The sequence below is a fragment of the Pseudomonas sp. Y5-11 genome, from assembly GCF_022368695.1.
GTDB lineage: Bacteria > Pseudomonadota > Gammaproteobacteria > Pseudomonadales > Pseudomonadaceae > Aquipseudomonas > Aquipseudomonas parakoreensis.
In genome coordinates, this window is record NZ_CP058974.1 from 2,639,595 (window position 1) to 2,659,037 (window position 19,443).

Genomic DNA, 19,443 nt, shown 5'->3' on the forward strand with positions numbered 1-19,443 from the left:
TCCCACAGGGCTTGTATCGATTCATGCATCCCGCTCCTCCAACGCTCCGACACTTCTGGCATAACACTTGCTCTTGCCTTGCCGTGCGACTGTGAAAACCCGATTAGTGACGGATTATTGGCATGGCGAAGAGCGAAGCAGCAGCTGTAAAAGACCCCGCGACCAAAGGCAAACTCAAGATGATCATCCTGATCGTGGTGGCTCTGCTGCTGGCGATCGGTGTGTCCGTGGGCGCGACCTGGTACTTCATGCACAGTGCTCAGAGCAAGCCTGCCGCCGCGGCCGAGACCGCGCCGGTCGGCAAGCAGCCGGCGATTTTCGAGCCGATGGCGCCGGCGTTTGTCGCCAACTACAACCAGAACGGCCGTCAGCGCTACATGCAGGTGAGCATCACCATGCTGGCGCGTAACCAGGCCGATCTGGACGCGCTCAAAGTGCACATGCCGGTGATCCGCAACAACCTGGTGATGCTCTTCTCCGGTCAGGATTTCGCCACACTGGCGACCCCGGTCGGCCAGGAGATGTTGCGCCAGAAGGCCACAGCCAGCGTCCAGGAAGTGGCGCAGAAAGAGCTGGGCAAAGTGGTGATCGAACAGTTGCTTTTCACTAATTTCGTACTGCAGTAGGAACACGACATGGCCGTGCAGGATCTGCTGTCCCAGGATGAAATCGACGCGCTGTTGCATGGCGTCGACGATGGTCTGGTACAGACCGATAACGCTGCCGAACCCGGCAGTGTCAAAAGCTACGACCTGACCAGCCAGGATCGCATCGTCCGTGGACGCATGCCGACCCTGGAAATGATCAACGAGCGTTTTGCCCGTTACACCCGCATCAGCATGTTCAACATGCTGCGCCGCTCGGCGGACGTTGCCGTCGGTGGCGTGCAGGTGATGAAGTTCGGCGAATACGTGCACTCGCTGTACGTGCCGACCAGCCTCAACCTGGTCAAGATCAAACCGTTGCGTGGTACCGCGCTGTTCATCCTCGACGCCAAACTGGTGTTCAAGCTGGTGGACAACTTCTTCGGCGGCGACGGTCGTCACGCCAAGATCGAAGGGCGTGAATTCACCCCGACCGAACTGCGCGTGGTGCGCATGGTGCTGGAGCAGGCGTTCGTCGATCTGAAGGAAGCCTGGCAGGCGATCATGGAAGTCAATTTCGAGTACATCAACTCGGAAGTGAACCCGGCCATGGCCAACATCGTCGGCCCGAGCGAAGCGATCGTGGTCTCCACCTTCCACATCGAACTCGATGGCGGTGGCGGCGATCTGCACGTGACCATGCCGTACTCGATGATCGAGCCGGTGCGCGAAATGCTCGATGCCGGTTTCCAGTCGGACCTCGACGATCAGGACGAGCGCTGGGTCAACGCCTTGCGTCAGGACGTGCTCGATGTCGACGTGCCGATCGGCGCCACTGTGGCCCGCCGCCAGTTGAAACTGCGCGACATCCTGCACATGCAGCCGGGGGATGTGATCCCGGTCGAAATGCCGGAAGACATGATCATGCGCGCCAACGGCGTACCGGCCTTCAAGGTCAAGATGGGCTCGCACAAAGGCAACCTTGCGTTGCAGGTGATCGAGCCGATCGAGCGGCGCTGAAGCGCCGCTCTCACCCCCACGCATTTAACTGAATTGTTGCCCGCCGAGGACAAATGATGAACGACGAAATGAACGCCCAGGACGATCAGGCACTGGCCGACGAATGGGCTGCAGCCCTGGAAGAGACCGGTGATGGCAGCCAGGCTGACATCGACGCGCTGCTGGCCGCCGACGCTGGCGCGGCAAGCTCCAACCGTCTGCCGATGGAAGAGTTCGGCAGCGTGCCGAAGAACAACGATCCAGTGACGCTGGATGGCCCGAACCTCGACGTGATCCTCGACATCCCGGTGTCGATCTCAATGGAAGTGGGCAGCACCGATATCAACATCCGCAACCTGCTGCAACTGAACCAGGGTTCGGTGATCGAGCTCGATCGTCTGGCCGGCGAGCCGCTGGACGTGCTGGTCAACGGCACCCTGATCGCGCACGGCGAAGTGGTGGTGGTCAACGAGAAGTTCGGCATCCGCCTGACCGACGTGATCAGCCCAAGCGAACGCATCAAGAAGCTGCGCTGAGTGAAACGGTTTCTCTGGGCATTGCTGGCATTGCCATTGAGCGTGCTGGCCGCCGAGCCGTCGACGGCGACCACCGTGCCTGCTGCCACCGCGCCGATGGTCAGCAGCGGCGTGGCCGGGCAACTGACGCAACTGGTGTTCGGGCTGTTGCTGGTGCTGGGGTTGATCTTCTTCCTCGCCTGGCTGCTGCGCCGGGTGCAGCAGGCCGGGCCGGCGGGCAAGGGCCAGGTGATCGAACTGATCGGCTCCCGCGCGCTCGGTCCGCGTGACCGCTTGATGCTGGTGCAGGTCGGCAACGAGCAGATTCTGTTGGGCCTCAGTCCTGGCACCATCACCGCGCTGCATGTGCTCAAGGAGCCGGTGCAAGTACCGAGCAGCGGCGAAAAAGCGACCCCGGAATTTGCCCAGCATCTGCTGAAGATTCTCGGCAAGGATCAGAAGGATAAGAAGTAATGGCTGCGCTACGCATCGTCTTGACGCTGGCCCTGATGCTGGCCGCGCCGTTGGCGTTCGCCGCCGATCCGTTGTCGATTCCGGCGATCACGCTGGGCACCAACGCCAACGGCGCGCAGGAGTATTCGGTCAGCCTGCAGATCCTGCTGATCATGACTGCCCTGAGCTTCATTCCGGCGGCCGTGATTCTGATGACCAGTTTCACCCGGATCATCATCGTCTTCTCGATCCTGCGTCAGGCCCTCGGCTTGCAGCAGACGCCGTCGAACCAGATCCTCACTGGCATGGCGCTGTTCCTCACGCTGTTCATCATGGCTCCGGTGTTCGACCGGGTGAACAACGATGCGCTGCAGCCGTACCTGGCGGAAAAACTCACCGCGCAGCAAGCGGTGGAAAAGGCCCAGGTACCGATCAAGGACTTCATGCTCGCCCAGACTCGCACCAGCGATCTGGAGCTGTTCATGCGTCTGTCCAAGCGCACCGACATCGCCACCCCGGATCAGGCGCCGCTGACCATTCTGGTGCCGGCGTTCGTTACCTCCGAACTGAAAACCGCGTTCCAGATCGGTTTCATGATCTTCATCCCGTTCCTGATCATCGACCTGGTGGTGGCGAGCGTACTGATGGCGATGGGTATGATGATGCTCTCGCCGCTGATCATTTCGCTGCCGTTCAAGATCATGCTGTTTGTACTGGTGGATGGCTGGGCGCTGATCATCGGCACCCTGGCCAGTAGCTTCGGAGGTGTTTCGCCATGACGCCGGAAGTGGCGGTCGATATCTTTCGTGAAGCGCTGTGGCTGACCACCTTGATGGTCGCGATTCTGGTGGTGCCGAGTCTGTTGGTCGGCTTGTTGGTGGCGATGTTTCAGGCCGCGACGCAGATCAACGAACAGACCCTGAGCTTCCTGCCGCGTCTGTTGGTGATGCTGGTGACGTTGATTGTGGGCGGTCCGTGGATCGTGCAGACGTTCATGGAATACATCATCCAGCTCTACAAAAACATTCCGATGGTCATCGGCTAAGCCATGCAATCGCTGCTTCAGCTGACCGACACCCAGATCAGTACCTGGGTGGCGTCGTTCATGTTGCCCCTGTTTCGTGTCGCCTCGATGCTGATGGTCATGCCGGTGTTCGGCACCACCCTGGTGTCACGCCGCGTGCGGTTGTATTTCGCCGTGGCCATTACCGTGTGCATTGCCCCGGGGCTGCCGCCGATGCCGGCGGTCAATCCGCTGGCGCTCAGTGGCTGGTTACTGATTGGCGAGCAGATTCTGGTCGGCGCGGTGCTGGGGTTTTCCCTGCAACTGTTTTTCCAGGCGTTTGCCGTGGCCGGACAGATTGTCGCGATCCAGATGGGCATGGGCTTCGCCTCGATGGTCGACCCGGCCAACGGCGTCTCGGTGGCGGTCATCGGCCAGTTCTTCACCATGCTGGTGACGTTGTTGTTCCTGTCAATGAACGGCCATCTGGTGGTCTTCGAAGTGCTCACCGAGAGCTTCACCACGCTGCCGGTCGGCGGCGGCTTGATGACGGCGCAGTACTGGGAACTGGCCGGCAAGCTCGGTTGGGTGCTCGGGGCGGCGTTGTTGCTGGTGTTGCCGGCGGTCACCGCGCTGCTGGTGGTCAACATCGCGTTCGGCGTGATGACCCGCGCCGCGCCGCAACTGAACATTTTCTCCATCGGTTTTCCGCTGACCCTGGTACTGGGCCTGTTCATCGTCTGGGTCGGTCTGGCGGACATCCTCAATCAGTATCAACCGCTGGCCTCCGAGGCCCTGCAGTTGCTACGCGAACTGGCACGGGCGCGCTGAGGCATGGCTGAGAGCGAAAGCGGTCAGGACAAAACAGAAGACCCCACGGAGAAACGCAAAAAGGACTCCCGTGAGAAGGGTGAGATTGCCCGCTCAAAAGAGCTCAACACCCTGGCGGTGATGCTTGCTGGCGCTGGTGGCCTGCTGATCTTTGGCGGCATGCTGGCGCAGGAGTTGATGGACCTGATGCGCCTCAATTTCAACCTTTCGCGGGAAGTGATCATGGACGAGAAATCCATGGGCACCTTCCTGCTGGTTTCGGGCAAGATTGCCCTGTTAGCGATCCAGCCGGTCATGATTACACTGTTGCTGGCCGCATTGATCGGGCCGATCTCCCTCGGTGGCTGGCTGTTCGCTGCCGGCTCCATGGCGCCGAAATTCAGCCGGATGAACCCCGCTGCGGGCCTTAAACGCATGTTCTCGATGAAGGCCGTGATCGAACTGGTCAAGGCGCTGGCCAAGTTCATCATCACGCTGTTCGTGGCCTTGATGGTGTTGTCGGCCGACATCGATGACTTCCTGCGGATCGCCCATGAACCGCTTGAGCAGGCGATCATTCACAGCGTGACGCTGGTGGGCTGGAGTTCGCTGTGGCTGGCCTGCGGGCTGATCATCATCGCTGCGGTGGACGTGCCTGTGCAGCTGTGGGAAAGCCACAAGAAACTGCTGATGACCAAGCAGGAAGTGCGCGACGAGCACAAGGATCAGGAAGGCCGGCCGGAGGTCAAACAGCGCATCCGCCAGACCCAGCGCGAGATGTCGCAGCGGCGGATGATGGCGGCGATTCCCGACGCCGACGTGGTCATCACCAACCCGACCCACTACGCCGTGGCGCTCAAGTACGACTCGGAGAAGGGCGGCGCGCCGGTCCTGCTGGCCAAGGGCAGCGATTTCCTCGCGCTGAAGATCCGCGAAATCGCCGTGGCCAACAACGTCATGCTCCTCGAATCGCCCGGGCTGGCACGCTCGATTTACTACTCCACCGAGCTGGAACAGGAAATCCCCGGTGGGCTGTACCTGGCGGTCGCTCAGGTATTGGCCTACGTCTACCAGATCCGCCAGTACCGCGCCGGCAAGGGCAAGCGCCCGGATCCGCTCAAGGACGATTTGCCGATTCCGCCGGATCTGCGGCGCGATTCCTGACGTCACTGTGATGAAAAAACCGCCGCCCCGATTTGACGAGGCGGCGGTTTTTTTATGCCTGACCCAATGATATTTTGGTTCCTGTCGCCGTCATTGTGGTGAGGGGATTCATCCCCGACGGGCTGCGCAGCAGCCCCAAAACCTACCGCCACGATCCCCGAAATATCAAGGATTCAGGATTTGCGGCTGCTGCGCAGCCGATCGGGGATGAATCCCCTCGCCACAGGTTCTTGTCTGCCTTCTTAGCCCGCCAACTCCAGATTATTCAACGCCCGATTCACCGCCAGCTCCCCAAGCATGATCAATTGCGCGATGCCCAGCAGCGTTCGTCGCTGCGAGGCGGGTATGAGGTGGGCGAAGTCGTGGGCGATGGTTCTGGCTGACGCGAGGGTTTCGCAGGCATCGGCCAGCAGCTCCTCGTTTTTGAAGTCTGCGGTCACGGCTTACATCGAGCGGGTTTTGCGTTGAATGGGGGCGCCGCCGGGCGGGCAGAGGTAGTGGTCGAGTGCGCGGTCGGCCGCTTCGTGGAGTTTTTTTGAGTCGAGGGATTCGTAGGGGGAGGTGGCGTCGGTTTCGGGTGGGTTGGGTGTTGGTTTGATCATGATGAAGCCTCTAGAGTGGTGAGGCCGACACCGTTCGCTGCTAACGAAGGAGGTGGCGGCTGTACGCGGGTTAGCAGACCAGGACTCTAGAACCCGGCGCACCGAAGTGCCCCACGCAAAGCCGCCATAACGGCAACGGACTTTGTGCGTCTAGAGAAAAATCCGGGCTGCTAAACCCGATCACTGAACAATCAGCGACCGACCCACAATAGAACCCGACCTCAAGGCGCACAAGCCGGCAGATTCTGGCTTAGCTGTAGGCAATGGCGCAAGGATGTGTAGCCCAAAAGGCGTGTCTTCAAGTGTCTTAAACACCAGAGTTTAAAAGAGCAATTTGCGCTGACTGCACTGACCCCTTCGCGAGCAGGCTCGCTCCCACATTCGGAATGTATTTCACTCCCGGATTTGGAATGCATTTCCACTGTGGGAGCGAGCCTGCTCGCGAAAGCGTCAGTCCAGGCGCCGCAATTTCCCCGATGAATCACCGCTCGGCTACAAAATCAAAAGATCGCAGCCTTGGGCAGCTCCTACAAAGATCGGTGTAGGAGCTGCCCAAGGCTGCGATCTTTTGATCTGGCTTTTGAAAAGCGAAAGATCGTCCGGTCGCGGCCCGAGCCTTCGGCAGTTTTTACAGAGGTCAGAGAAGCGTTCTACTGCGGCAACTGCAGATTATCCAGCGCCCGATTCACCGCCAGCTCCCCAAGCATTATCAATTGCGCGATCCCCGGTTGCGTCCTGCGCTGCGACGCCGGTATGAGGTGGGCGCGGTGTCAGTGCCGTTTGTCTGAAATCTGCACGTACCTGTTAGTTCTGACAGTGGTCGAACGTTGTCGTGAAGTTTTCAATGCCCTCTCCAGATCCTTGGCAAGCCGCCACAGATTTTTTCAGGAGCAGGGCAATGATTGGTTTGATGGTGATGCCGATTTCGGATGAAATTGACGATACGCAACATGACATTGTCCCTTTTGACTCCAGCGGAGGTCTGGGGCTCTTTTCGCTGTACCCGCCCAATATCCCCGGGCAGTTCACAGGTATCGATTTTCCCCCGGCGCAAGTGGGGGTCAACCGCCCCTTGCTTTATACGAGTGCCAAGGGACTTCGGGTACTGGTTCAGGCTTATCTGAATATGGCGCAAGAGGACACCATTCGACTGTACGTCGATAAGAATCTGGTTGCCACCTCGGTGTTGCCTGCTGATCACGGTAATCTCGACGTGGTGATGCACATCGCTGCGAATCAGGTTCCGGCCGGCGTGCATACCTTGCGCTACGAGATTCTGCGCAAAAGCGGTCAGCCCCCCGAGGGGGCGCAGATCGAGGTCTGGTTCAAGATCGATCCGCCGGGCGGCAACGATCCCGAGCCGGACTTGCCCGGCCATCAACGACTCAAACCGGCTCGACTTCAGTTGAAGCCCGGGCAGGTCATTGACGAGGAAGTGGCTGCCGAGGGGGTCACGGCGATCATTCCTCCCTGGCCCTTCATGACCAAAGGGGACCAGTTGAAACTCCGTTTCCACGGTATTGCTGTCACGCCCTACACGGTGCTGGAGGGCGAGGTCGGAAAAGAGATCAGTGTTTTCATTTCGCCAGAGAATATCCGGGTTGCGGGCCCCGCGAATCCGGCGGTGGTGGTCTATCAGATCGAAGATCAGGTAGAGAACGTCAGCGACTTTTCGGAGCGTACGACCGTCGTCAGCGATCCAGACAACAACTGGCTCGATCCGGTATTCGTTCCTCTCGCCTATGAAGATCTGGTCAGTCTTGATGAGGTTGGATTCGACGACCTGGAGGTTCAGATCATTACGCGCCCCGGCTTTGCGCTGAAAGAGAAACTACTGCTTCGATGGGCAGCTACAACGCAAAGCGGTGAAGTGGTCGAGCACAGTGAAGAGCAATCGATTAGTCGTCTCGGCATTCAGTCTTTTAAAGTTCCCAATTCCGTTGTGCTTGCCAGCGCTTCCGGCCAGGTGCAAGTGGATTACCTGCGGACCAAAGCTGACGGTGAGCAAAATCGTTCAGAGATCTATGTCTTTACGTTGCAAGGAAAGACCTTGCGACTGCCGGCGCCGCTGATAACGGATCTGGTGGGTGGCACTCTGGATCCTGCGCTAAGCCGGACTGTGGTGTTGTGCGGTCCCGATGACCGGATAAAAAAGGGCTTCAGAGTCACATTGACGTGGCTGGGAACCAGTGCTTCCGGGCGTCCGCACCTGTATCAGACGTATCGCGACGTCAGTGATCGATTGGTCGGCCAGGCTATTGCCTTTAACGTAACCGGCAAGGACATCGCCCCATTGAATCGAGGGTCGGTCGTTGTCTCTTTTGAAGTCAGTCACGCCACGTTGAATCCTGCGCTGGTTTCCGAGGCGACGAATGCGCGCATCGGTGAACTCAAACCCGTCTTGCCAGCGCCGCAGGTTGGGGGGGCCGTGGACGGTGTGCTCAATCCTGCGCAGGTGCCGTACGGCACGGATATTCAAGTTGCGGCGGCTGCCTATACCCGCTTGGGCGATGTGGTGCACGTGGAAGGTCGTGGGGATGCGGGCGGCGTGGTTTTTCGGGACAAGTTGCCGATAGATCAAACCCAGGCAGGCAAGGACCTTGAGTTCTGGCTGGACGGCGAGGCTATCGAATTCTATCGGGAGCAGTTCTTCAATCTGCTTTGGTGGATCGAGCGGCCAGACGAACTGCCGCAATCATCCGCGTTGCTCGAGTTGTATATCGGCGACCCGGCGCAGTCGTTGCAGCCACCAACTGTTCGGCGCGCGCCTGATGGCGTACTTGACCCGCTGGAAAATAATGGTGGTGCCCGCGCGCGTGTCCATGTGGCCAGCCCGCGCCCGGGTGATCAAGTGCGATTGCTGGTCAAAGGCGCGCCGGGAGATGGCTCGCCGACGTTTGCTCCTCAGCAGTTGAATACTGACAACGTTGCATTCTTTGTGCTGCGGCCTTCATTCATTGTGGAAAATCTGGGAAAACGGGTTGAAGTTCTTTACGAGCTGCTCAGAAATGGCAAGACGATCCAGTCCAGGCCGTTGAATTTGACGGTCAAGACAATCAGTGACGGTGATCCCGTCCTGACTCGGCCGCATATCGTCGAAGCCGGTGCTGTACCGCTGATCGATCTGAGAATCATCCAGACTGACCTCACATGCGTGGTCAAGCCGCCGCTGCCGATTGCCGAGGTCGGGCAGCGCGTCTGGATCATGGTCAGCGGCGAGGGCGTTGAGCCGTTGGTATTGCGCCCCGGTACCGCGTTGACTGCCGAAGAAGTGACTCAAGGCATCAGCGTCAAGGCGGCGCGAAGCTGGTTCTTTGAACTGAAGGATCTCTCTGGCTGTGAGGTGACCTGCAAAATAGCGCTGGGCAGCTCTGATGGTGAGGACACGGCACTGGTGCTACCGGTGGCGCGGTATACCGTCAAAGTCACACAGAAATTGGCGATTGATACTCAGCCGATGCTTTTGAATGGCTGGAAACTGTTGGGCGGCGCAGCGTATGGATTACGCGAGCTGGAGGTCGTCAACAACGTGCAAGTGCGCGTGCCAACGGGTGGACGGCCGCCTTACACCTATCGTTCAGCCAATGCCGGCATAGCATCGGTCGATGCCAACGGCAAAGTGTCGGGGCTGAGTAATCAATCAACCACCATCACGGTGACGGATGCCGATGGAAACCAGGTGGCCTATCCGGTGCGGGTGATGAATGTCCACCGGCTGATATTGAACGATACCTTCATGACCGCAGCCCAGGCCGGCGCCTGGTTCAGGCAATTCGGTGCCGTCAGCATGGACAACAGTGGACAACCCATGGGATGGGGGATTTTGCAAACCAACTTTGTTGACGTGACGCCTATTTATGGTGGGCGGGGCTTGTATTACGGGCGATTTGTGTCGGTCAATCTTTCATACCCGCACTTGTATGCGATCGAACATTCGTTGCTCGAGAGCGACGGGAGAATGGGCAGTCGCAACGTGCTTTTATCCGATGGGGCGACTCGCTCTCGGGTAATGGGGTATTTCCCGACGTAGTCGGTCAGGCATGTGTCATTTTCATGAGTCTGAGGAAATCGTGACATTTGGCTGTCCTGAGCAAGAGTATGTCGAGGAAGGAGGTAGGCCGTCCGTAAGGGGACGGGCTATCTGGTGGGCCGCGACTTGCTTCTTGGTGAAATTAAGCCAGAGCAAATTTTGATTGCCTGATAAATTCGTCAGTGCGCGGTTTTTCTGATTTTTGTTCACCTGCGCTAATGGTGATAGCCGTCCCGCGTCTGTTTTGCGGTCGGCTCCAGGGCGCCCGGCTTCAGGCAAGACAATTCCCCGAAACAAACTTCAATTTCAATCCCCGGCAAAAGTTGGAAGGCTTCTTGCAATAGCCGCCGTGCGCCTGCTTCGGGCGTCAAAAGTTTGCTTTAAAGGAACGGGGAAAACCGGTGGATCGCTCTCAGTTATTCAACACTGCTCGCTCGAATGTTGCCGACCTCAGTCGAGGCAATCTGGGCGTGCCGTTGTTGCTGCTGGTCATGCTGGCCATGATGATGCTGCCGGTGCCGCCGTTCCTGCTGGACGTGTTCTTCACCTTCAACATTGCCCTGTCGATTGTCGTCCTGCTGGTCTGCGTGTACGCGCTGCGGCCGCTGGATTTCGCGGTGTTCCCGACGATTCTGCTGGTGGCGACGCTGTTGCGGCTGGCGTTGAACGTGGCCTCGACGCGGGTGGTGATGCTCCACGGGCAGGACGGCCACGCCGCCGCCGGTAAGGTGATCCAGGCCTTCGGTGAAGTGGTGATCGGTGGTAACTACGTGGTCGGTATCGTGGTGTTCGCGATCCTGATGATCATCAACTTCGTCGTGGTGACCAAGGGTGCCGGGCGGATTTCCGAGGTGAGTGCGCGTTTCACCCTCGATGCGATGCCCGGCAAACAAATGGCGATCGACGCCGACCTCAACGCCGGTTTGATCGATCAGAACCAGGCCAAGGCGCGCCGTCAGGAAGTCGCGCAAGAGGCGGAGTTCTACGGTTCGATGGACGGTGCCAGCAAGTTCGTGCGGGGTGACGCCATTGCCGGCTTGCTGATCCTGTTCATCAACCTCATCGGTGGCATGGCGGTCGGTATCTTCCAGCACAACATGAACTTCGCTGACGCCGGCAAGGTGTACGCCTTGCTGACCATCGGTGACGGTTTGGTGGCGCAATTGCCATCACTGTTGTTATCGACAGCGGCAGCGATCATGGTGACCCGTGCTTCCGGTTCGGAAGACATGGGCAAGCAGATCAACCGGCAGATGTTCGCCTCGCCCAAAGCCCTGGCGGTGGCGGCAGGTCTGATGGCGGTCATGGGCCTGGTCCCGGGCATGCCGCATTTCTCGTTTCTGAGCATGGCTGCGCTGGCCGCCGGTGGCGCGTACCTGTTCTGGAAAAAGCAGAACGTCGCCAAAGTGCAGGCGCTGCAGGAAGTTCAGCGTCAGCAGGAACTGCTGCCGTCGCCGGCCCGCGCCATGGAAACCAAGGAACTGGGCTGGGATGACGTGACGCCGATCGATATGATCGGCCTGGAAGTCGGCTATCGCCTGATCCCGCTGGTGGATCGCAATCAGGGCGGGCAGTTGCTGGCGCGGATCAAGGGCGTGCGCAAGAAGCTCTCGCAGGACCTGGGCTTCCTGATGCCGACCGTGCACATCCGTGACAACCTCGATCTGGCGCCGAGTGCCTATCGCCTGACCCTGATGGGCGTGATCCTGGCCGAAGCCGAGATCTACCCGGATCGAGAACTGGCGATCAACCCGGGGCAGGTCTACGGCACGCTCAACGGCATTACCGCCAAAGATCCGGCTTTCGGCCTGGAGGCGGTGTGGATCGAAGTCAGCCAGCGCGCGCAGGCGCAATCGCTCGGTTACACCGTGGTCGACGCCAGTACCGTGGTCGCAACCCACTTGAACCAGATTCTGTACAAACACTCCAGTGAGCTGATCGGCCACGAAGAAGTGCAGCAACTCATGCAATTGCTGGCCAAAAGCTCGCCGAAACTGGCTGAAGAGCTGGTGCCGGGTGTGGTGTCGCTGTCGCAATTGCTCAAAGTGCTGCAGGCATTGCTGGCCGAACACGTGCCGGTACGCGACATCCGCAGCATTGCCGAAGCCATCGCCAACAACGCCGCCAAGAGTCAAGATACCGCCGCTTTGGTGGCCGCCGTACGCGTCGGCGTATCCCGCGCCATCGTCCAAAGCATTGTAGGCACTGACTCCGAGCTGCCTGTGATCACCTTGGAACCAAGGTTGGAACAAATATTGCTCAATAGTCTGCAGAAGGCAGGACAAGGCTCGGAAGAGGGCGTTCTGCTGGAGCCAAGCATGGCCGAGAAGCTGCAGCGTTCGCTCATCGAAGCGGCGCAGCGCCAGGAAATGCAAGGTCAACCGGTGATCCTGTTGGTAGCAGGCCCGATCCGCGCGATGCTCTCGCGTTTCGGTCGCCTCGCCGTCCCGGGGCTGCACGTGCTGGCCTACCAGGAAATTCCGGACAACAAGCAAGTGACCATCGTTGCGACAGTAGGGCCCAACGGCTGAGGTAGTGGTTTATGCAAGTTAAGCGTTTTTTCGCCGCCGATATGCGTCAGGCCATGAAGCTGGTTCGTGATGAGCTGGGCGCTGATGCCGCCATCATTGGCAACCGCCGCATTGCCGGCGGTGTCGAGCTGACGGCGGCGCTGGATTACAAATTGTCGGCGCTGGCGCCGCGGGTTCCGAACATGGAACTCGAGGACGAACTGCGCAAGACCCAGTCGCGCATCGTCACCGCTCAGGCCGAACTGAGCCTGCGTGGCGAAGCCGATGGCAATAGCAATCGCCAGATCTTTGCCGGGCTGCCGTTGACGGCCGGCCTGCCACTGACCGCTGCCGAGCCGTTGAGCGAACCGACCTACGCCGCCCCGGCGCGTCCGGCGCCGGCACCTGCACCGGCATCGGCGGGTGTCGATCCGCGTGCGCTGGATTCGATGCGTTTCGAATTGAACAGTCTGCGTGAGCTGATGGAAGTACAGCTCGGCACCCTGGCCTGGAACCAGCTGCAAGGCAGCCGTCCGGCACAGGCCAATCTGTATCGCCGCCTGCAGCGCATCGGTCTGTCCGGGCCGTTGTCGCGCGATTTGCTGGCGATGATCACTGACATCGAAGAACCGCGTCAGGCCTGGCGCATGTTGCTCGCGCACCTGGCGCGGATGATTGCCGTACCGGAAGTCGAGCCGCTGGAAGAGGGTGGAGTGATTGCCATGGTCGGCCCGGCCGGCATGGGCAAGACCACCACCCTGGCCAAACTGGCTGCGCGCTACGTGCTCAAGTACGGCGCGCAGAATGTCGCGCTGGTCAGCATGGACAGCTTCCGCATCGGTGCGCAGGAACAACTCAAGACCCTGGGGCGGATTCTCAACGTGCCGGTGACCCACGTCGACCCGGGCCAGTCGCTGGTGCAGGCGCTGGATCCATTGCTGCGCAAGCGCGTGGTGCTGATCGATACCGCCGGCCTGCAGGCCAGCGATCCGGCGCTGCGCATGCAGCTGGAAAGTCTGGCCGGGCGTGGCATCCGTTCAAAAAATTATCTGGTGCTGGCAACCACCAGCCAGAAACAGGTTCTAACCGCCGCTTATCACAGTTACAAGCGTTGCGGGCTTGCCGGCTGCATCCTGACTAAACTGGATGAGACGGCCAGCCTTGGCGAAGTGTTGAGCCTGGCGATCAGTCATGAACTGCCGGTCGCGTACCTGACCGATGGCCCACGGATTCCGGATGATCTGCATCTGCCGCGCCGTCATCAGCTGGTCAGCCGCGCTGTCAGCGTGCAAATGCAGGAAGAACCCAGCGAAGAAGCCATGGCTGACATGTTCGCTGATATCTACCACAGCCCGACCAAGCAGGTTGGCTGAGGTAATGAACAGTTTTTGTACCTACATCGATGGTCTGCCATGCATTGTTCCGGTTGTGAACGCGCAGCCAGTAATGTGGCCTCCGTCTATGCAAGACAAGGTAAAGAAATAACATGGGCAGCATGCATCCCGTACAGGTGATCGCGGTGACCGGCGGCAAAGGTGGCGTCGGCAAGACTAACGTGTCAGTGAACTTGTCTCTGGCGCTGGCAGAGCTTGGCCGTCGGGTCATGCTGCTGGACGCCGACCTGGGGCTGGCGAACGTCGACGTTCTGCTGGGACTGACCCCCAAACGCACGCTGGCTGATGTGATCGAAGGCCGCTGCGAGCTGCGCGACGTGCTGTTGCAGGGCCCCGGCGGGATCCGCATCGTGCCGGCCGCTTCCGGCACCCAAAGCATGGTGCACCTGAGCCCGGCGCAACATGCCGGTCTGATTCAGGCGTTCAGCGACATCGGCGACAATCTCGATGTACTGGTGATCGACACCGCTGCGGGCATTGGTGACTCGGTAGTCAGTTTCGTGCGCGCGGCGCAGGAAGTGTTGCTGGTGGTCTGCGACGAGCCGACCTCGATCACCGACGCCTACGCGCTGATCAAACTGCTCAATCGCGACTACGGCATGAACCGCTTCCGCGTCCTCGCCAACATGGCGCAGAGCCCGCAGGAAGGGCGCAACCTGTTCGCCAAGTTGACCAAGGTCACGGATCGCTTTCTCGACGTCGCCTTACAATACGTCGGCGCGGTGCCGTACGACGAAAGCGTGCGCAAGGCCGTGCAGAAGCAGCGAGCAGTCTATGAAGCCTTTCCGCGTTCCAAGTGCGCGCTGGCGTTCAAGGCGATCGCGCAGAAGGTCGATACCTGGCCGCTGCCTGCCAACCCGCGTGGGCACCTTGAGTTTTTCGTCGAGCGCCTCGTGCAGCAAACGGCAGGGCCTGTGTTATGACCGCCAGCGGTATGAACTACTACAAGAAATCGGCACGTGACGCGCAGTACGAGTTGATCGAGCGTTACGCGCCACTGGTCAAGCGCATTGCCTATCACTTGCTGGCGCGCTTGCCGGCGAGTGTGCAGGTCGAAGACCTGATTCAGGCCGGGATGATCGGCCTGCTCGAAGTCTCGACCAAATATGACGCCAGCAAAGGCGCCAGTTTCGAAACGTACGCGGGCATCCGGATCCGCGGCGCGATGCTCGATGAAGTGCGCAAAGGGGATTGGGCACCACGCTCGGTTCACCGCAACACCCGTATGGTCAGCGACGCAATTCGCTCAATTGAAGCTAAAACCGGCCGTGATGCTAAAGATCACGAGGTTGCGGCCGAACTCCAATTGAGTCTCGATGATTACTACGGGATTTTGAATGACACGCTGGGCAGCCGGCTGTTCAGTTTCGACGACCTGCTGCAGGACGGCGAACACGAAGGGCTGCACGAGGATGGCGCCAGTGCTCATCTTGAGCCGTCACGCGATCTGGAAGATGAACGCTTCCAGGCTGCGCTGGCGGACGCGATTGCCAATTTGCCGGAGCGTGAGCGACTGGTGTTGGCGCTGTACTACGACGAAGAACTGAACCTCAAGGAAATCGGTGAAGTCCTTGGCGTCAGTGAATCGCGGGTCAGCCAGTTACACAGCCAGTGCGCGGCCCGTTTGCGGGGGCGTTTGGGGGAGTGGCGAGCGCGCTGAAGGCAGTGTGGGGACACTGCGAACGAGGCTGGTGCGGTGATGAACGGCACCGGTCTTGCTCTGTTGTGCTCCAGACAGTCATCGAGTGCTTTGCCGGATTGATTGAAATGGCGCGTCCAGGTGCTGGGCGCGTTTAAGACTGCTTGGAGGTCGAATTGGACAAGAACATGAAAATCCTCATCGTTGATGACTTCTCAACGATGCGGCGGATCATCAAGAACCTGCTGCGTGATCTGGGGTTCACCAACACCGTCGAGGCCGACGATGGCACCACTGCCATTCCGGTGCTCAACAGCGGAAGCATCGACTTTCTGGTAACGGACTGGAACATGCCGGGCATGACCGGTATCGACCTGCTGCGCCACGTGCGTGCCGATGAAAAACTCAAGCACCTGCCCGTGCTGATGGTGACTGCCGAAGCCAAGCGCGAGCAGATCATCGAAGCGGCCCAGGCCGGCGTCAACGGCTACGTGGTCAAACCTTTCACGGCTCAGGCGCTGAAAGAAAAAATCGAGAAGATTTTCGAACGCATCGGCTGATGAACGCGCGGGGGAGCTATGGAGCATAACGAATCTTCACAGGGCGATTTCGAATCGACCCTGAAAAAACACGCGGTCGAACTGGTCGAGAGCCTTGAAAAAGGCAGGTTCGGCGACGCTGTGCAACTGATCCATGAGCTCAATCAGACCCGTGACCGTGGCCTGTATCAGGAAGTGGGCAAGCTCACACGCGAACTGCACAGTGCGATCGTCAACTTCCAGATCGATCCGCACATGCCGCAGGCCGAGGAAGTGTCGCAAATCACCGACGCCACCGAACGCCTGGGCTATGTGGTCAAGCTGACCGAAGCCGCGGCCAACCGCACCATGGATCTGGTGGAAAGCGCGACCCCGGTGGTCAATGGCCTGGCTGAAGAAGCCCAGGCGCTGAGCACCGATTGGGGCCGCTTCATGCGTCGTGAAGTCGGGGCTGAAGAGTTCCGCGAACTGGCGCGCCGGGTCGACGGTTTTCTGTCACGCAGCAGCACGGACAACCGTGCGGTGTCGAGCAACCTGAACGACATCCTGCTGGCTCAGGATTACCAGGACCTCACCGGTCAGGTGATCAAGCGTGTGACCCAACTGGTCACCGAAGTCGAAAGCAATTTGCTCAAACTCGTCCTCATGGCCAGTCAGGTTGACCGCTTTGCGGGCATCGAACACGACCGTGCCGCGATGCTTGCAGAAAAAGATCCACAAAAACATCTCTCGCAGGGTGAAGGTCCGCAGATTCATGCCGATAAACGAGAAGACGTTGTGTCCGGTCAGGACGATGTGGACGATTTGTTATCCAGCCTCGGATTCTAGAGTTTTGGAATTTTAGGTTTTTTGGGTTTTTAGACCTGTAGGAGCACCCCATTAATGAGCTTCGGCGCCGATGAAGAGATCCTTCAGGATTTCCTGGTTGAGGCCGGCGAGATTCTTGAGCAACTGTCCGAGCAACTGGTCGAGCTGGAAAGCCGCCCGGATGACGCAGATCTGCTCAACGCAATTTTTCGCGGTTTCCACACTGTAAAAGGGGGCGCCGGCTTCCTTCAGCTCAACGAGCTGGTGGAGTGCTGTCACATCGCCGAAAACGTGTTCGACATCCTGCGCAAGGGTGAGCGTCGCGTTGATGCAGAACTGATGGACGTGGTGCTTGAAGCACTGGACGCGGTGAACAGCATGTTCAGCGAAGTCCGTGAACGTGCACCGATCACGGCGGCCACTCCGGAACTGCTGGCCGCGCTGGCGCGTCTGGCCGAACCGCAATCGGCCGACGAAGCCCCGGCTTCGCCGGTGGCCGAGATGATCGAAGAGCTGGTCGTCGAAGGCGATTCGAACGATTCGGGCGACATCACCGATAACGAATTTGAACAGCTGCTGGATTCGCTGAACGCCGTCAAGGCCGAAGCCGAAGCCCCGGCCGCTGCTGCGCCTGCGCCGGCTGCCGATGCGGCCGCCAGCGATGAAATCACCGACGCCGAATTCGAGTCGTTGCTCGATCAACTGCACGGCAAAGGCCAGTTCGCGCCAGACGCCGTCGCACCGACTGCGGCTGCTCCAGCGGCACCGGCGGCGGGTGACAGCTCGGACATCACCGACGACGAATTTGAAGCACTGCTCGATCAGTTGCACGGTAAGGGCAACTTCGCCGTCGAAGCACTGGAATCGGCTATTGCTTCGGCACCGGCGGCGCCTGCCGCACCGGCGGCCGCCGCTGCCGGCAGCGATCTGATCAGCGATCACGAATTCGAATCGCTGCTCGACGAATTGCACGGCAAAGGCAAGTTCACCGACGTTGGCGCCGCTGCTGCGGGCACCGCGTCGACCGTGGCTGCGCCTGCCGCCAAGGCTGCCGCTCCAGCTGCTGCGCCGAAAGCGGCGCCCAAGCCTGAACCGAAAGCCGAAACGCCGAAACCGGCTGCCGCTGCTGCACCGGCTCCGGCCCGTGCGCCCGCTGCGCCGCCGCCGGAAAAACCGGCGAGCGAAGCCGAGACCACCGTGCGGGTCGATACCGCGCGTCTCGACGAAATCATGAACATGGTCGGCGAACTGGTGCTGGTGCGTAACCGCCTGGTGCGCCTGGGTCTCAACAGCGGCGACGAAGCCATGTCCAAGGCCGTGTCGAACCTCGACGTGGTCACGGCTGACTTGCAGACCGCGGTGATGAAGACCCGGATGCAGCCGATCAAGAAGGTCTTCGGGCGCTTCCCGCGTCTGGTTCGTGACCTCGCGCGTCAGTTGAAGAAAGAGATCAACCTGGAACTGGTGGGTGAAGAAACCGACCTCGACAAAAACCTGGTCGAGGCCCTGGCTGACCCGCTGGTCCACTTGGTGCGCAACGCGGTCGACCATGGCATCGAGTCGCCGGAAGAGCGCGAAGCTTCGGGCAAGGCCCGTGGCGGTCGCGTGGTACTGGCGGCCGAGCAGGAAGGCGACCACATCCTGTTGTCGATCTCCGACGACGGCAAGGGCATGGACCCGAACGTCCTGCGTTCGATCGCGGTAAAGCGCGGTGTGATGGACAAGGACGCGGCCGATCGCCTGAGCGATACCGAGTGCTACAACCTGATCTTCGCCCCGGGTTTCTCGACCAAGACCGAGATCTCCGACGTGTCCGGCCGTGGTGTCGGCATGGACGTGGTGAAGACCAAGATTTCCCAGCTCAACGGTTCGATCAACATCTACTCGACCAAGGGCCAGGGCTCGAAGATCGTCATCAAGGTGCCGCTGACCCTGGCGATCATGCCGACCCTGATGGTCATGCTCGGTAATCAGGCGTTTGCGTTCCCGCTGGTCAACGTCAACGAAATTTTCCACCTCGACCTGTCGACCACCAACGTGGTGGATGGCCAGGAAGTGGTGATCGTGCGGGACAAGGCGTTGCCACTGTTCTACCTCAAGCGCTGGCTGGTCAGCTCCGCCGCTCACGAAGAGCAGCGTGAAGGCCATGTGGTGATCCTGTCGGTGGGCACCCAGCGGATCGGCTTCGTCGTCGATCAACTGGTCGGCCAGGAAGAAGTGGTCATCAAGCCATTGGGCAAAATGCTGCAGGGCACTCCGGGCATGTCCGGCGCCACCATCACCGGTGACGGCCGCATCGCGCTGATCCTCGATGTTCCAAGCATGCTCAAGCGTTACGCGACGAAGCGTATTTGAATCCGGGGCGGCGGGACGACAACGTCCCGCTGCACCTAA

General features: G+C 59.8%; 16 protein-coding genes and 1 pseudogene. 16 read left to right on the plus strand and 1 reads right to left on the minus strand.

Annotated elements, in window-relative coordinates:
- Positions 1-122 precede the first annotated feature (122 nt).
- Genes fliL through flhB form a run of 8 tightly spaced genes read left to right on the plus strand, consistent with a single transcriptional unit; the run spans position 123 to position 5,528 of the window.
- Positions 123-626 (plus strand): flagellar basal body-associated protein FliL, encoded by a 504-nt coding sequence (gene fliL / locus HXW87_RS11845; protein WP_041072981.1) that lies wholly within the window; start codon positions 123-125, stop codon positions 624-626.
- 9 nt (positions 627-635) lie between these two features.
- Positions 636-1,604, plus strand: coding sequence for a flagellar motor switch protein FliM (gene fliM, locus HXW87_RS11850; RefSeq protein WP_003222890.1), 969 nt, complete (start codon positions 636-638; stop codon positions 1,602-1,604).
- Between the two features lie 53 nt (positions 1,605-1,657).
- Positions 1,658-2,119, plus strand: a complete 462-nt coding sequence (gene fliN, locus HXW87_RS11855; protein ID WP_164747895.1) for a flagellar motor switch protein FliN — start codon at positions 1,658-1,660, stop codon at positions 2,117-2,119.
- Positions 2,120-2,572: a flagellar biosynthetic protein FliO gene (gene fliO, locus HXW87_RS11860; RefSeq protein ID WP_047292553.1), complete on the plus strand. Its 453-nt coding sequence runs from the start codon at positions 2,120-2,122 to the stop codon at positions 2,570-2,572. It abuts the gene before it with no gap.
- Positions 2,572-3,330 (plus strand): flagellar type III secretion system pore protein FliP, encoded by a 759-nt coding sequence (gene fliP, locus HXW87_RS11865; RefSeq protein WP_095667178.1) that lies wholly within the window; start codon positions 2,572-2,574, stop codon positions 3,328-3,330. Before fliO ends, fliP begins: the two co-directional genes overlap by 1 nt.
- Complete coding sequence (gene fliQ / locus HXW87_RS11870) at positions 3,327-3,596, plus strand: flagellar biosynthesis protein FliQ (RefSeq protein WP_041072975.1); 270 nt, start codon at positions 3,327-3,329, stop codon at positions 3,594-3,596. The genes fliP and fliQ overlap by 4 nt, the downstream gene beginning before the upstream one ends.
- 3 nt (positions 3,597-3,599) lie before the next feature.
- Entirely contained in the window at positions 3,600-4,385 is a 786-nt protein-coding gene (gene fliR / locus HXW87_RS11875; protein WP_047292556.1) for a flagellar biosynthetic protein FliR, read from the plus strand.
- A gap of 3 nt (positions 4,386-4,388) precedes the next feature.
- A complete protein-coding gene (gene flhB, locus HXW87_RS11880; RefSeq protein ID WP_121184357.1) occupies positions 4,389-5,528 on the plus strand; it encodes a flagellar biosynthesis protein FlhB in 1,140 nt (379 codons plus the stop codon).
- Positions 5,529-5,770: 242 nt separating this feature from the next.
- On the opposite strand, the pseudogene HXW87_RS11885 reads toward flhB, so the two are convergent.
- Positions 5,771-6,130, minus strand: a pseudogene (locus HXW87_RS11885) (hypothetical protein).
- An 898-nt stretch (positions 6,131-7,028) separates the two neighbouring features.
- Between HXW87_RS11885 and HXW87_RS11890 the strand changes: the two are divergent.
- The 8 genes from HXW87_RS11890 to HXW87_RS11925 all read left to right on the plus strand — a co-directional run bounded on the left by HXW87_RS11890 (position 7,029) and on the right by HXW87_RS11925 (position 19,404).
- Positions 7,029-10,160: an Ig-like domain-containing protein gene (locus HXW87_RS11890; protein ID WP_239778958.1), complete on the plus strand. Its 3,132-nt coding sequence runs from the start codon at positions 7,029-7,031 to the stop codon at positions 10,158-10,160.
- 401 nt (positions 10,161-10,561) lie between these two features.
- Positions 10,562-12,691 (plus strand): flagellar biosynthesis protein FlhA, encoded by a 2,130-nt coding sequence (flhA, locus tag HXW87_RS11895; protein ID WP_041072957.1) that lies wholly within the window; start codon positions 10,562-10,564, stop codon positions 12,689-12,691.
- An 11-nt stretch (positions 12,692-12,702) separates the two neighbouring features.
- A complete protein-coding gene (gene flhF, locus HXW87_RS11900) occupies positions 12,703-14,043 on the plus strand; it encodes a flagellar biosynthesis protein FlhF (protein WP_047292565.1) in 1,341 nt (446 codons plus the stop codon).
- Between the two features lie 113 nt (positions 14,044-14,156).
- A complete protein-coding gene (fleN, locus tag HXW87_RS11905; protein WP_003222917.1) occupies positions 14,157-14,987 on the plus strand; it encodes a flagellar synthesis regulator FleN in 831 nt (276 codons plus the stop codon).
- Positions 14,984-15,724 carry an RNA polymerase sigma factor FliA gene (gene fliA, locus HXW87_RS11910; protein WP_007920004.1) on the plus strand — a complete coding sequence of 247 codons (741 nt, stop codon included), beginning with the start codon at positions 14,984-14,986 and terminating at the stop codon, positions 15,722-15,724. Before fleN ends, fliA begins: the two co-directional genes overlap by 4 nt.
- A 167-nt stretch (positions 15,725-15,891) precedes the next feature.
- Positions 15,892-16,263, plus strand: a complete 372-nt coding sequence (locus tag HXW87_RS11915; RefSeq protein ID WP_003183998.1) for a chemotaxis response regulator CheY — start codon at positions 15,892-15,894, stop codon at positions 16,261-16,263.
- Between the two features lie 18 nt (positions 16,264-16,281).
- Positions 16,282-17,070 (plus strand): protein phosphatase CheZ, encoded by a 789-nt coding sequence (locus tag HXW87_RS11920; RefSeq protein ID WP_027613919.1) that lies wholly within the window; start codon positions 16,282-16,284, stop codon positions 17,068-17,070.
- A gap of 54 nt (positions 17,071-17,124) precedes the next feature.
- The gene (locus HXW87_RS11925; protein WP_121184361.1) at positions 17,125-19,404 is read left to right on the plus strand and encodes a chemotaxis protein CheA; all 2,280 of its coding nucleotides are present in this window, start codon (positions 17,125-17,127) and stop codon (positions 19,402-19,404) included.
- The last annotated feature ends 39 nt before the right edge of the window (positions 19,405-19,443 follow it).